11 protein-coding genes are annotated in these 14,057 nt (G+C 63.2%); 4 read left to right on the forward strand and 7 right to left on the reverse strand.

The features are described 5' to 3' along the window. Positions 1–25 precede the first annotated feature (25 nt). The 3 genes from KRX12_RS08755 to KRX12_RS08765 all read left to right on the forward strand — a co-directional run bounded on the left by KRX12_RS08755 (position 26) and on the right by KRX12_RS08765 (position 3,013). Positions 26–802 (forward strand): CBS domain-containing protein, encoded by a 777-nt coding sequence (locus KRX12_RS08755; RefSeq protein ID WP_218366378.1) that lies wholly within the window; start codon positions 26–28, stop codon positions 800–802. A gap of 101 nt (positions 803–903) precedes the next feature. Further along, the gene (locus KRX12_RS08760; protein WP_218363349.1) at positions 904–1,461 is read left to right on the forward strand and encodes a CE1759 family FMN reductase; all 558 of its coding nucleotides are present in this window, start codon (positions 904–906) and stop codon (positions 1,459–1,461) included. A 157-nt stretch (positions 1,462–1,618) separates the two neighbouring features. Then, positions 1,619–3,013 carry an L-serine ammonia-lyase gene (locus tag KRX12_RS08765; RefSeq protein ID WP_218366379.1) on the forward strand — a complete coding sequence of 465 codons (1,395 nt, stop codon included), beginning with the start codon at positions 1,619–1,621 and terminating at the stop codon, positions 3,011–3,013. 107 nt (positions 3,014–3,120) lie between these two features. Here KRX12_RS08765 and hisS read toward each other — a convergent pair whose 3' ends face one another. Together hisS and KRX12_RS08775 are read right to left on the reverse strand one after the other, a co-directional pair. Beyond that, positions 3,121–4,398: a histidine--tRNA ligase gene (gene hisS, locus KRX12_RS08770; protein WP_218366380.1), complete on the reverse strand. Its 1,278-nt coding sequence runs from the start codon at positions 4,396–4,398 to the stop codon at positions 3,121–3,123. A gap of 15 nt (positions 4,399–4,413) precedes the next feature. Next, entirely contained in the window at positions 4,414–5,052 is a 639-nt protein-coding gene (locus tag KRX12_RS08775) for an MBL fold metallo-hydrolase (RefSeq protein WP_370625567.1), read from the reverse strand. Between the two features lie 100 nt (positions 5,053–5,152). On the opposite strand from KRX12_RS08775, the gene KRX12_RS08780 reads away from it, so the two are divergent. Then, on the forward strand, positions 5,153–6,007 hold the full coding sequence (locus tag KRX12_RS08780; protein WP_218366382.1) for a peptidylprolyl isomerase: 855 nt from the start codon (positions 5,153–5,155) through the stop codon (positions 6,005–6,007). Between the two features lie 133 nt (positions 6,008–6,140). Here KRX12_RS08780 and KRX12_RS08785 read toward each other — a convergent pair whose 3' ends face one another. The 5 genes from KRX12_RS08785 to secD form a co-directional block, all read right to left on the reverse strand. Further along, positions 6,141–8,426, reverse strand: a complete 2,286-nt coding sequence (locus KRX12_RS08785; RefSeq protein ID WP_218366383.1) for a bifunctional (p)ppGpp synthetase/guanosine-3',5'-bis(diphosphate) 3'-pyrophosphohydrolase — start codon at positions 8,424–8,426, stop codon at positions 6,141–6,143. 23 nt (positions 8,427–8,449) lie between these two features. After that, entirely contained in the window at positions 8,450–8,995 is a 546-nt protein-coding gene (locus KRX12_RS08790; RefSeq protein WP_218363355.1) for an adenine phosphoribosyltransferase, read from the reverse strand. A gap of 176 nt (positions 8,996–9,171) precedes the next feature. Next, on the reverse strand, positions 9,172–10,764 hold the full coding sequence (locus KRX12_RS08795) for an ABC transporter substrate-binding protein (RefSeq protein ID WP_218363356.1): 1,593 nt from the start codon (positions 10,762–10,764) through the stop codon (positions 9,172–9,174). A 121-nt stretch (positions 10,765–10,885) separates the two neighbouring features. Beyond that, positions 10,886–11,992 (reverse strand): protein translocase subunit SecF, encoded by a 1,107-nt coding sequence (secF, locus tag KRX12_RS08800; protein ID WP_218366384.1) that lies wholly within the window; start codon positions 11,990–11,992, stop codon positions 10,886–10,888. Positions 11,993–11,994: 2 nt separating this feature from the next. After that, complete coding sequence (gene secD, locus KRX12_RS08805) at positions 11,995–13,875, reverse strand: protein translocase subunit SecD (RefSeq protein WP_218366385.1); 1,881 nt, start codon at positions 13,873–13,875, stop codon at positions 11,995–11,997. Positions 13,876–14,057: the final 182 nt, after the last annotated feature.

A 14,057-nucleotide genomic window follows, 5' to 3' on the forward strand; every position in this document is an offset into this window, starting at 1 on the left:
CGATGCGAGGAAAGAGGATGGCCCCATGAATGACCCCCGCCCCGCCGAGCGCGACGCCGCGAATGAACCGGCACACCGCGCCCATCAATTCATTGCGGCATTTAACGATATCGAGGCGCACTTTCGCTCGGTATTGCAGCCGAAGGGCTATGAAGCCTTTGGCTCGATGGCGCGCCGCATGGAAAATAGCGGGGCCATCACCTCCCTGCAGTTGATGGAGCTTGAGGCCTTTGTGGATCTGCGCAATGCGATCAGCCACGGCTCCTATCGGGATGGCGAGCCCATTGCGGAGCCGCGGGCCGATACGGTGGCCGCTATAGAGAAGCTGCGCGATGTATTGCTCAGCCCGCCGCGAGTGGTGCAGGTGATCGGGCAGCAGAAGATCTATAGCTTCACCCCGGAGGACTCACTCTCCGAGGTATTTCGCATTATTAATGAGAAGGGCATTTCTCAGTACCCGATCTATCACGAGGGCTCCTATCAGGCGCTGCTGACCACCACCATGGTGGCGCAGTGGTTTGCGGATTGGTCGCTTCGCCGCAGCGCGGGCGAGGATGTGGGCGCGCTCGAGTCCGTCCGGGTGGGCGAGGTGATCGATTTCGCCCATAGCCGCGCCTTGCGCGATCATGCGGTCTTTGCCCCCGCCGATGTGGACGCTGCCACGGCGGTGACGATGCTGCGGCATCCGGAGCTGCCGCGGGTGCTAATTGTTACCGAGCACGGCAAGAAGTCGCAGAAGCCGATTCGTATCGTCGGCGCCGCTGATGTGATCCCGCTGCTGGATGCGCTGGAGGAGTTTTAAGCCACCGCGCAGCGTGTGCCGGGCCCGCACAGCGGCATCTGCCCATCGGCTTCTCCCCCTCCCCTGCCGCTTCTGCACCGGCTGGGCTACCCTAAGAAACCATGCCATCTCTGCTCGTGATTTCTGCTGGGCTCTCCTCGCCATCCTCCACGCTTTCCTTAGCGCGCCGTATCGCCACTGCCGCCGAGGACTCGCTGGCGCAGCAGGGTGAGACTATCTCCCGCTCCGAGCTGGAGGTGCGCACCCTGGCCTTCGATCTGGCCTCGTATATGACCGAGGGTTTTCAGCTCAGCGAGGCGCTCAGCGCTGCGCATCGCCAGGTCGAGCAGGCCGATGGGCTGATTATTGCCACCCCGATCTTTACCGCCAGTTTCTCGGGGCTATTGAAGATGTTTGTGGACTCGCTGCCCCGCACCGCGGTAGTGGGCACCCCAACGACATTGGCGGCGACCGCCGGCAGCCCCCGCCATCTGCTCGCGGTGGACTATGCCTTGCGCCCGCTGATCACACACTTGAAGGCCAGCGTCTTGCCCACGGCGGTATTTCACTCCACCGATAGCGCGGATTCGGCCGAGTTTGAGGAGCGTGTGCAGCGCGCCGCCGAGGAGCTCTCGGAGGCGATCATGATGGAGCACCAGGCAGGCTCCTCTGCCCCGTAGAGTCCGCGGCGCCTGACGTCTCGGCGCGTCTGGAATACCAGATCATCACCCCCGCACATAGCACTCTTTTCGCAGTTCAGATGCCGTTCTCACATACCAGACCAGAGGGTAGTTCTGGGGAGGTTTATGTGATGTAGCCCGCAATAGACTAGCAACTATGACTATTTCAGCGGTTGATCTTTTTAGCATCGGCATCGGCCCCTCGTCATCCCATACTGTCGGACCGATGCGCGCTGCCCTGCAGTATGTACGGCAGCATCAGCCCCGGGCCGTGGCAATCACCCTGCACGGCTCGCTTGCCGCCACGGGTTTAGGACATGGCACCGACCGCGCCACGCTGCTTGGACTGATGGGCTACGAACCCGATACGGTCCCCCACGATATCGAGCCCGCCCCAGGGGCGGCGATTCCCGAGAGCGGCACCATCGATACCTTCGACGGGCCTATCGACTACCGGATTGTCTTCGATAACCCTCCTCTGCCGCAGCACCCCAATGGCATGACCTTCCAGCAGCTCGACGCGCACGGCGAGCCACTCGGGGCGCCGCAGCGCTACTTCTCTGTCGGCGGCGGGTTCATTCTGCGGGAAGAGGAGATGGAGGAGATCGCAACCCTGCCCGCCGGGGCCGCCACTGCCGGCCGCGAAGGCGAGCTGCCCTATCCCTTCACCACCGGCAATGAGCTACTGGAGCTCTGTCGCCTGCACGACATGTCGGTCGCCGCCATCATGCTGGCCAATGAGTCCCAACTGCACTACGAGCACGGCGGCGCCGATTATGTACTCGGCCATCTCGACCGGGTATGGCACACCATGAGCGAGTGCATCCAACGCGGCACCGCCGCCACCGGCGAGCTACCCGGGGGCTTGCGGGTGCGTCGTCGCGCCGCAGCCATGCTCGAGCGCATCCGCGCCGAAAAGCAAAACGATGAGGGCGATGCGCTGCGCGCCATGGAATGGGTGAACCTCTACGCCCTGGCGGTAAATGAGGAAAACGCCGCCGGCGGGCGGGTAGTAACGGCCCCCACCAATGGTGCAGCCGGCATCATCCCCGCGGTGATGAACTACGCCCGCGACTTCCGTGTGGACTTCACCCGTGATACCGCCCGCGAGTTTTTGCTCGCCGCCGCGGCCATCGGCCTCATCATTAAAGAAAACGCCTCCATCTCCGGCGCCGAGGTGGGCTGCCAAGGAGAGGTGGGCTCCGCCTCCGCTATGGCCGCGGCGGGACTGGCGCAGATCATGGGCGGCTCCGCTGCCCAAGTAGAAAACGCCGCGGAAATCGCCCTCGAACACAACCTCGGGCTCACCTGCGATCCCATCGGCGGCCTGGTCCAGATCCCTTGTATCGAACGCAATGCCATCGGCGCGGTGAAGTCAATTAACGCCGCCCGTCTCGCCTGCTTCGGCGATGGCCAGCACTGGGTGTCTTTGGATGATGCGGTCAAGACCATGAGCGATACCGGCAAGGACATGCTCTCCAAGTACAAGGAGACCTCCATGGGTGGGCTCGCCGTGAACATCGGCTTGAAGGTCAACCGCGTGGAATGCTAGCCACGCCCCGTGTGGCGTTCCGGCCTGGCATGCGCAACGGCGCTGCCGCAGTTCCCGTGCGTAGCACGAGACGTCGCGGCAGCGCCGTTATCTGCGTTCAGAACGTATTAGGCCAGCGCGGTGCGCAGGTGCTCCACCAGCGCGGCGGTAGAGACCTCCTGCTGCTCGTGACGGCTCAGATCCTTCACCGCCACCACGTCATTGTCCAGCTCCCGATCACCGATCACGAGCGCGAACTGGGCGCCGGCGCGGTCCGCACCCTTCATCGCGCCCTTCAAACCGCGATCGCCATAGGACATATCGGCCGAGATACCGGCCACGCGCAGCTCATTGATCACAGCGGCGAGCCGGCGCTTGGCGTCTGCGCCCATGCCGACACCGTAGACATCCACCCGGGAACCGGTGGTCAGGCTCACTCCCTCGGCCTGCATGGCCAGCAGGGCGCGATCCACGCCCAAGCCATAGCCGATACCGGAGAGATCCTGCCCGCCGAGCTGCTTCATCAGCCCGTCATAGCGGCCACCGCCACCGATACCGGACTGTGCGCCCAAACCATCGTGCACGAACTCGAAGCAGGTCTTGGTGTAATAGTCCAAACCTCGCACCAGGCGCGGATTGATCTCGAAATCGATACCCATGTCCTCGAGCAGGCCGGTGACCGTCTCGAAGTGCTCCCGGCACTCGGCGGAGAGATAGTCCAGCATGAGCGGGGCGTCGGCGGTCATCTCCTTGACCTCCTCGCGCTTATCGTCCAAGACACGCAGCGGGTTCAGCTCGGCGCGCTGCCGGGTGGCCTCATCCAGCGGCAAGGCGAAGAGGAACTCCTGCAGCTTCTCCCGATAGGTGCCACGGCAGCTGGCATCGCCCAGAGAGGTCAGCTCCAACCGGTAGCCGCGCAAGCCCAGGGCACGGAAGGAGCGATCGGCAAGCGCCACCACCTCGGCATCCAAGGCGGGATCATCGACACCGATGGCCTCCACACCCACCTGCTGCAGCTGGCGGTAGCGCCCAGCCTGAGGGCGCTCATAACGGAAGAAGGGGCCGGCATAGGCCAGCTTCACCGGCAGCTGGCCACGATCAAGGTTGTGCTCGATCACCGAGCGCATCACCCCGGCCGTGCCCTCCGGGCGCAGAGTCACCGAGCGCCCCCCGCGGTCGGGGAAGGTGTACATTTCCTTGCTCACCACATCGGTGGACTCGCCCACGCCACGGGCAAATAGGCCGGTGTCTTCGAAGATCGGCAACTCAATGTGCTCATAGCCCGCCCGATGGGCCTCGGCCACCAAGGTGTTCTGGACAGCCTTGAATTCAGCGGAGTGCGCCGGAACATAATCCGGAACGCCCTTGGGAGCGGAAAATGCCTTGAGTTTCTTCGAATCAGTCACGGATGACAGTGTATATCAGGCGAGGAAGGGGTTGGACTTCAACTCCGTGGCCATCGTGGTCTCCGGCCCATGCCCGGGCAGCACATGCAGCTCGGGCGGGAGCTGAGAGACGACATCGGCCAGGCTGCGCTTCATCGCGGCAGGATCCGAGCCCGGCAGATCGGTGCGGCCAATCGAGCCGGCGAAAAGCACATCGCCGGAAAAGCACACCTGCCGCCCCACGAAGAGCACCGAGCCTGGGGAATGGCCCGGGGCATGACGCACCGTGAAGCGCTCCTTACAGATGTGAACCTCAGCGCCGTCATCGAGATAGTCCAGCGTGTCCGGAAAGGGCATGGAGGCGGCATCGAAAAGCTGCTGTGCCTGCTCAGACACCCCGGAACCATCCTTGAGCATGCCCGCATCCTGGGGGTGAATGAAGACAGTGCAGCCATGCTCGTTGGCGAGGGCGGCTGCATCGCGGGTGTGATCAATGTGGCCGTGGGTCAGCAGCACCTGCTCCAAGGTGAGATTGTTCTGCTGTAAGTGCTGGGTGATCGCAGCCGCGGCGCCGAGGCCGGGATCGATCACGGTCGCGCGCTCGCCATCGGAGATGACATAGCAGTTGGTCTGGAAAGGGCCGGTGACCATCATCGCAAGATTCATGCTCACCATCATAGGTCGCGGGCGGTACCACCACTGCGCCCGCGATACTCTAAACTGTGTTCAGTTAGCACGGAATCTACGAGCACATGAGGCTAGGTGAGCACCCCTAATGGAGAGCAATAAGAAGCGTCGCGAGGAGTCGATGCGCGCCCTCGAGCGCGAAATCAAGTCCCGTGATCGGAAGGAAAAGACCCAGCCTCTCGGCGTGGCACTGGCCTCGCTGGCGGTGATTGGTCTCGCTACCGCCGGTATCTACTGGGCTTCGACGCACGACAGCGATGATGCGGTGGAGGCCTCCGAGGAGACCAGCACCACCGAGGCAGCAGAGCAGGACATCACTCCCCTGGCCACCGAGCGCACCACCCCCCTTGGGGAAACCGTGACCTGCTCCTATGAGGATTCCGGCCGTGAGGCCAGCCGCGAGGTCTCTCGCCCCAACCAGGAGGATGTGCCCGCCCGCGGTACCGTCACCGTCACCCTCGAGACCAGCCAAGGCCCGATCGGCATGAAGCTGGATCGTTCCGTGTCTCCCTGCACCGTCAATGCGGTGGAGCATTTGGCACAGGAGGGCTTCTACAACGATACGATCTGCCACCGCATCACCACCTCCGGTATTCACGTGCTGCAGTGCGGCGATCCGAGCGGCCAAGGATCGGGCGGCCCGGGCTTCCAATTCGCCAACGAGTTCCCCACCGACGAGGCCTCGGATCAGGCCAAGCAGCAGCCCGTGAACTATGAGCGCGGCACCATCGCCATGGCCAATAGCGGCCCCGATACCAATGGCTCGCAGTTCTTCCTCAACTACGACGACTCCCCGCTGCCGCCGATGTACACCTACTTCGGCACCATCGATGAGGCCGGGCTGAAGACCCTCGATTCCATCGCCGAGAAGGGTGCCGCCGAGGGCGCCGGCGATGGCGCTCCCGCGGAGGAAGTAAAGATCACCACCGCCACGGTGAGCTAGAACATACCCCGCGCCCGGCCGCAGCCGCTGCGGCCGGCACAAGGCAATAAAGGCCCACACTCTCATTCCCCAACGGGGAGAGTGTGGGCCTTCGCATTGCGCTGAGGGCAGCAACTCCGCGGTTTATCGCTCTTTAGCCGCCGGAGGTGACGCGGTAGACGTCGAAGACGCCTTCGATACTGCGCAGATGGTGCATCAGGGATCCCAGCTGCTTGGAATCCGAGACCTGGAAGGTAAAACGCAGCATCGCCACGCGGTCATCGGCGACACGGGTATTCATCGCGGTCACCGTCACCTTCTGCTCCGCGATCACCCGGGTAACCTCCAGCAGGAGGCCATTGCGGTCAAGGGCCTCGACTTGCAGCGTGGCGGCGAAGACCGTCCCCGAGGACTCCGAGGCCCAAGACACCTGAATCAGCCGCTCCGGCTCCTGCTGGAGCTTCTCGGCATTGGTGCAGTCGGCGCGGTGCACGCTCACCCCACCACCGCGGGTGACGAAACCGAAGATGGTATCGCCCGGCACTGGGGTACAGCACTTGGCCAGCTTCGCCATCACATCCGGGCTGCCTTCCACCAGGATGCCGGTGGAGGAATCCTGGTTCGCTCGCTGCTTCGAATTCACCAGCTCATGGAAGGGGGTGCGCGCGGCGAGGGCGTCCTCGGCATCGTCGGCATCGCCGAAGGTAGCCATGAGGCGATTCATCACATGCCGCGCCGAGACCGAACCATTACCGATCGCGGCGTAGAGCGTCTCCACATCCTGGTAGTGCAGCTCCTCGGCCACCGCCCGCATGGACTGCGAGGTGATCAGCCGGTGCAGGGGCAACCCACCGCGCTGCACTTCGGTGGCGAGGGCATCACGGCCGAGCTCCACATGCTCTTCGCGGCGTTCCTTGGCAAACCATTGCCGGATCTTCGCCTTGGCGCGCGGCGAGGCCACGAACTTCTCCCAGTCTTGGCTGGGTCCTGCCGCCTGATCTTTGGAGGTAAATACCTCTACCCGATCGCCGGAATTCAGCTTGGTTTCGAGCGCCACCAATTTGCCGTTGATCTTCGCGCCGATACAGCGATGCCCCACCTCGGTGTGTACCGCATAGGCGAAGTCCACGGGGGTAGCATCCACCGGCAGGTTCACCACATCGCCCTTGGGGGTGAACACGAAGATCTGCGTGCTGCTGAGGTCATAGCGCAGCGAATCGAGAAACTCATTCGGGTCGGCGGCTTCTTTTTGCCAATCCAGCAGCTGGCGCAGCCACGCCATCTGATCCAGATCGGCTTTATCGCCCTTGTGCGAGCCCTTGGTCTCCTTATAACGCCAGTGCGCGGCGATACCGAACTCGGCGTTGTAGTGCATCTCGTGGGTGCGCACCTGCACCTCGAGCGGCTTGGTTCCCGGCCCCATCACGGTGGTGTGCAGGGACTGATACACCCCGAAGCGCGGCGCGGAAATATAGTCCTTGAAGCGCCCGGGCATGGCGGAATAGAGCGAGTGCACCGCACCGATGGCGGCATAGCAGCTATTGATGTCATCGACGAGCACGCGGATGCCGATGAGATCGAAGATCTCGTCGAAATCGCGGCCCCGCACGATCATCTTCTGATAGATCGACCAATAGTGTTTCGGCCGGCCCATCACCTCGGCGTGGATGTTGTTGTCCTTGAGGGTGGTGCTGAGCTCGTCGATGATCTGGGTGATATAGCGATCCCGCGAGGGGGCACGATCCGCCACCAAGCGCACGATCTCTTGATACTTTTTCGGATACAAAATGGCGAAGGAGAGATCCTCCAGCTCCCACTTCACCGACGCCATGCCGAGCCGGTGCGCCAGCGGCGCAATCACTTCAAGGGTTTCGCGCGCCTTTTTGGCCTGTTTCTCCGGGGGCAAAAAGCGCATGGTGCGCATATTGTGCAGGCGGTCGGCCACCTTGATCACCAACACCCGCGGATCATTGCTCATGGCCACGATCATTTTGCGGATCGTTTCCGCCTCCGCGGCCGCCCCGAGCGCCACCTTGTCCAGCTTGGTCACCCCATCAACCATGCGGGCGACTTCCTCACCGAAGTCCCGGGTGAGATCCTCCAAGGTGTAGTCGGTGTCCTCCACCGTGTCATGCAGCAGCGCCGCCAACAGGGTGGTGGTATCCATGCCGATCTCCGCGGCGATCGTGGCGACCGCCAAGGGATGGGTGATATAGGGGTCACCGGACTTGCGATACACGCCCTCGTGCAGCCGCTCGGCGGTGGAGTACGCCCGCTCCAAGAGGGCGACATCGCACTTCGGGTGGATCTCGCGATGAATACTGATCAGCGGCTCGAGGACAGGATTAGCCTTGACCTTGTTGCCGGTGAGGCTACGGGCGAGCCTGGCAGACATGCTGCGGACACTGACTTGGTTGCGTCCAGGTTTGTTTTCCGGCATAGCGCTAAGTGTATTAGATAAACCTAGGCGATATCCCCATTGTTGAGGACAACCAAGGGTACGTCTTCGAGCTTCTGCCGGCCGCCGAGGCCGCCGACCTCCAGCACGAGAGCATTGCCCACCACGGTGGCCCCGGCCTTTTCCAGCAAGCTGCGCGCCGCGCAGAGGGTTCCGCCTGTCGCGAGGACGTCGTCGACAAGCGCAATTTTGCGCCCCTGTAACTCCACGCCACTGCCGGGGATCTCGAGCGCTGCCGAGCCATATTCCAGGTCGTATTCCGCGCTAAAGACCGGCGGCGGCAGCTTGCCCTTTTTCCGGATGGCCAGCACGCCCATGCCGAGCTTATAGGCCACCGCAGAGCCGAGCAGGAAGCCGCGGGCATCGAGGCCGCCGATCATCTCCGCACCCATTTCTTTCACAGCCTGGGAGAGCTCATCGACGATCACCCGCAGCGCCTCCCCATCGGCGAGCACCGGGGTGAGGTCCTCAAAGATCACGCCTTCGGCGGGAAAATCGGGCACATAGCGGATGCGATCGGCAAGGGCGTCGCGGGCGGTTGCATACGACATGGCTATACGTGTGGCCTTCCTGTCAGGTGCTGGGCAGCCGCAGGCTTACCCAGCGGGCACCAAAGGTGCACGGGATTCATCGAGCATGAAGTTGGGACACTCCCCCACGAACGCGATCGACTGCCACGACCGCACCGCCGCGATACGGCGCCGGCGCCGCGAGAGGCGAGCGCAGGTTATGTGACCTGCCAGCGCGACATGTTCCAGCCGATCCCCGCTCGTGAGGTGTTAGGAACAACGTTACCCACCGAGTTGTCCACCACAAACGTGCGGGGTTGGGCAGCGAGCGGAATGGAGGGGATCTCATCCCACAGCCGCTCCTCCGCTTGGCGCAATAGCTCGCTATTATTCGCGGGCGCATTCACCGAGGCGTACTCGGTGCGGGTATCCACCGCCACCAAAATCGCATCGGCTTTCCCCTCCAGATCGGCTGGGCCGCCCCACTCATTCGTGGCGGTGCGGGAGAGATCACCGAGATCATTGGTGATATCCGAGACATCCGTGATCGTGATCCCGGCTTTGGCACAGCTTTCGCCAATGGCTTCCACAATCGCCTTTTTCCGTGGATCGGGGGCGGTATAGCCGATACGGATCGTCGCCCCCTCCAGCTCGGCACGGGCCTTGGCCATATCGGTGCCGAGATTGCGATCGGAAATATCGCGGGTGCTCTCAAAGGTCGGCGCGATCGCCGGGCTGAGGCGGGTGCCCACCGGCGGCACATCCACGCCGGAATACCCAGAGGACAACTGGGCGATCTCATTTTGATCCACGCAGGCGGCAAAGCCCCGCCGCTTCTCTGGGGTGGCGAGCACCCCCGAGTTGGCGAGATTGAGTTGTTCGATCAGCTGCCCCACCTCGCGGGTGACCTCATAGGGATTGGCGGTGTCATTGCGGTCCACCCAGTCGATCGAGGAGGCATTCACCAGATCCGCGATCTCCAAGGAGTTCTGCTCGGCCTTGGCCACCCGGTCCACCCCGGCGGGATAGACCACGATCTTATCCAGGGAGGGGGCGTCTCCTGCGTAGTGCGGGTTAGGCACGAGCACCACCGAGCCATCGTCGAGCACCTCGGAGATCTTCATCGGGCCTGAGGAGGCGTGCAGCTCGGGGTCAAAGTTCTTCAGCAAAAAGGCATCGTTCCATGCGGTGCCAATCTTGTTCATCTGCTCGGGGGCGCCGCTAGTAATCGCCTGCCACATCTCGTCTTCGCTCAGCCCAGCGGCGCGGGCGATGATATGGGCGGGCAGCACGGTGCCGGGGCCGAAAAGCTGCTTCCACCGGGAGCCGAAGGAGTCCTTGAACTGCACCGTGAAGTTTTTGGAGCCGCGCTCGCATTTCACATCGGCGACCTGCTGCATCAGCGGGTTATAGGCTTTGAAATAGGCTTCCTGCGTCGCGGCGATGAAGGAGAGATAGAAATCATCGCAGGTCACCGGCACCTCATCGGAGAAGATGGCGCTCTTATTAATGGTGTAGATGATCTGCACGCTTTGCCCCGGCAAGGACTGGCCCTGCGCTAGATCCATATTGGGGATGGTCTGGCCCTGCGGGCCGTGCACGAATACCGGCGGATATAGCCGTGAGGCCAGCTGTTCCGCGTTGGTACTCACCCCGATTGTGGAGGCAGCATTGGTCGTCACCAGCGGGGTGTCCACGGCATAGCCGAAGACTTCCTGCGGCGGCTGTTCTTCCTCCGCGCAGCCGGCCAGCCCGAGAACCCCCACAGCTAGCATCACGATCACGCGGCGCAGAGTCATTCCTGCACTCATCAGGGTTTCCTTCATTCTTGCTGTGCTTATCGACGCTCACCTGCGCCACCGCAGCCGACGTGCCCCGCAGGACACCGCCGCTGCCGTGGCCATGCGGTCCGCAGCGCCGCCAGGCACATCACTAGTGGGTGGTGGGGCGCCAGCTGAGCGCCTCCGGCTGCCCGTGCTCCGCCGGCTGCGGGGCCTGAACCGTGCGGCCGGTATCGACCGGAGAATCTTCCGGCTCCTCTGCTGCCCCGGAGCGGTAGCGCTCCACGGCAGCGTTGTGCTCCCGTACTTCCTTGGTGCGGTTTTTCATCGACACCAAGCAGGGGGCGGCGAGGAAGATCGAGGAGAGCGTACCCTGCACCACGCCGATGAGCTGCACTAGTGCGAGATCCTTCAAGGTGCCCACACCGAGCATCCACACCGCGACCACCATCAGCGAGATGATCGGCAGCGCCGAGAGCACCGTGGTGGAGATCGAGCGCATCACCGTCTGGTTAATGGCACGGTTGGCCAGCTCCGCATAGGTGCGCCGGCGCGAGGACTGAAAACCGGCGGTGAGTTCGGAGACCTTATCGAAGACCACCACGGTGTCATAGAGCGAGAAGGCCAGCACGGTCAGCAGGCCGATCACGGTAGCGGGGGTGACCTCGAAACCGATGAGGGCATACACACCGGAGATCACGATGGCGTCCACCGTGATACACGCGATGGCGGATACACCCATGAGCTTCTCAAAGCGCAGGGCAATGAAGGCGAAGACGAGCGCCAGGAATACGCCCATGGCCAGCAGCATGCGTTCGGTAATGGTCGAGCCCCAGGATTCGGAGACGGTGGAGTCACCGATGGCATCCGGGGAGGGCTCTCCCTGCGAGTCCTTGGGCTGGAAGGCATCATAAAGCGCCGCGCGGGCGTCATTGATCTGTTCCTCGCCGAGCCGCTCCGAGGTGATCTCCAGGATGCGGGCATCGCCCGAACCGACGACCTGCACCGCGTGCGGGTCCACCCCGGTGGCCTCTTCAAAGACCTGCTCCACTCGGGTCTCGTCGAGATCCCCGGCGGGCATATTCATCTTGGTGCCGCCCTGGAAATCGATACCGAGGCTGAATCCCCGGATCGCGATCGAGGCGAGGGCAATAAGGATGACGATGGCGGCGATGGTGTACCAGCGCTTGCGCTTGCCGATGAAATCGACGCCGCCCTCGCCGGTGTAGAGCCGCTTGATGATAGAGGTATCACTCATGGTTACTTCTCTCCTGCCGCATCGTTCGAGCCGTTGCCGGCGATAACCTCATTGGCATAGGGCGCCTCCGGAGCGGAGCCGGCGGCGGCGCGCTCATCGCGTACCTTCATCACCGCGCCAAAGCCATTGCGGGACGTCTTATTGAACCACGCGCGGCGGCTGGCGAGCAGCACCAGCGGCGCGGTCACCAAGAAGGTGACGACCAAGTTGAAGATCGTGGTCAGACCCAGGGTAAAGGCGAAGCCCTTGACGGATCCGACTGCGAGGACGTAGAGCACGATGGCCGCGATCAGCGACACCGTATTACCGCTGAGAATGGTGCGCTTGGCAGACTGCCAGCCGCGCGGCACCGCCGAACGGAAGGTGCGGTTATTATCGCGGATCTCGTCCTTGATGCGCTCATAGAACACCACGAAGGAGTCGGCGGTCGTGCCCAGACCAATGATCAGACCAGCGATACCGGCCAAGTCGAGGCTATAGCCGATCCAGCGGCCCAGCAGCACCAGGGCGCCGTAAACCAAGGCATTGGCCGCCACGAGGGTGAAGATCGCCAGAGCGCCGAAGACGCGGTAGTAGCTGAAGGCGAAGACGGCGATAAGCACCAGACCGACAATGCCCGCGATCAGGCCCGCCTGCAGCGAGGCGCTACCCAGCGAGGGCGGGATCGTGGTGGTGGTTCCGCCGAGCTCGCCATTTTCGCCGGCGAAGCTCAAGGGCAGCGCACCATAGCGCAGGTTATTGGCCAACTCGGTGGCCTCCTGCTGCGAGAAGCTACCCGTAATCGAGGTGCCCGATCCCACCGGGGTGGCGGATTGGATCACCGGGGCGGAGATAATCTGCGAGTCAAGGGTGATCGCGATCTGCCGTTGCAGGTACTCCTCGGTCAGCTTCGCCCACGTCGAGGAGCCCTGCTCGCCACCGGAGGACTTAAAGGCGAAGTTGATCTCCATGGTGTTGCGCTCGGGATTGAAGCCACCGGTGATCGGCTGAGAGGTATCGATCTCATTACCGGTCAGGCGCGTGCCCTGCTCCTCATCGGTCTGGCCCACAAGCAGCGGGACGGCGTCGAGAAGCATCACTTGGCCCACGCTCGGATCACAGGCCACCAAGGGCTTTTTCGGATCATCGGTACCGGCGAGCGGATCCAGCGGTGCCGGCTGCGAGCGATCCTCTTGTTGCTCACACACCATGAGCTGGCGGGCCGCTACCTGCCGCGCCAGATCATCGGATTGGCGGTCCTCGCGGAGTACCTCCAGCTCCTTATCGCGCTGCTCGGCCTGCTCCAAGGAGTTCTTTGGCTCGGCCGGCGGATTCTCGCTCACCTTCGGGGCATCGAAGGTCTTCTTCTCCCCCACGAGCTGCTCCGAGTTATTCGACAAGGTAGTGGCGACCTCGTCGAGCACGCTCTGGGCGTGCTCCTTGGTGCTCGCGCCGACGCTGACCCAGCGATTCGCCATGGTCTCCAGCGCCGAAAGATTATCTTCCGGGGATGGGATCTCGGTCGGGGTGAGCACGGGACGGAACATCAGCTGCGAGGTCTGCGAGAGCGCCTTGGCCTGGGCGGTATCTTCACCCGGCACGGAGATCACGAGCGTATCGCCATCGGTGATCACTTCCGCGCCGCTGACGCCCATACCGTTCACGCGGTTTTCCAGAATGGTGCGCGCCTGCGCCAGCTGCTCCGAGGTGGGATCCTGGCCCTGTGGGACCAGGGTCACCCGGGTCCCGCCTTGAAGATCAATACCCAGCTTGGGGACGGGCCTGCGGTCTCCAGTGAACAAGACCAATGCGTAAACCAGCACGAGGATCAGCGCAAACACGCCGATCGCCCGCTTCGGCCACGCCGATGGTCCCAGCTGCGACCGCTTGCTGCGGGATGCCACGAACGTTTCCTCCTCCAATGAACAGATGAGCCTCGCCACGGGCGCCGTGGCCCGCGTACCTCATCAACCGGCGTGAATCAGCCGCCGCCACAAGGATGTACCGGGGCGGCGGTTGCGCGCCGCATGCACAGCGCGCGCAGGTCATTCGACCATAGTACGGCATAGGACACGCCCCCACTGAA

The organism is Corynebacterium sp. TAE3-ERU2 (genome assembly GCF_019209955.1).
GTDB classification, from domain to species: domain Bacteria; phylum Actinomycetota; class Actinomycetes; order Mycobacteriales; family Mycobacteriaceae; genus Corynebacterium; species Corynebacterium megadyptis.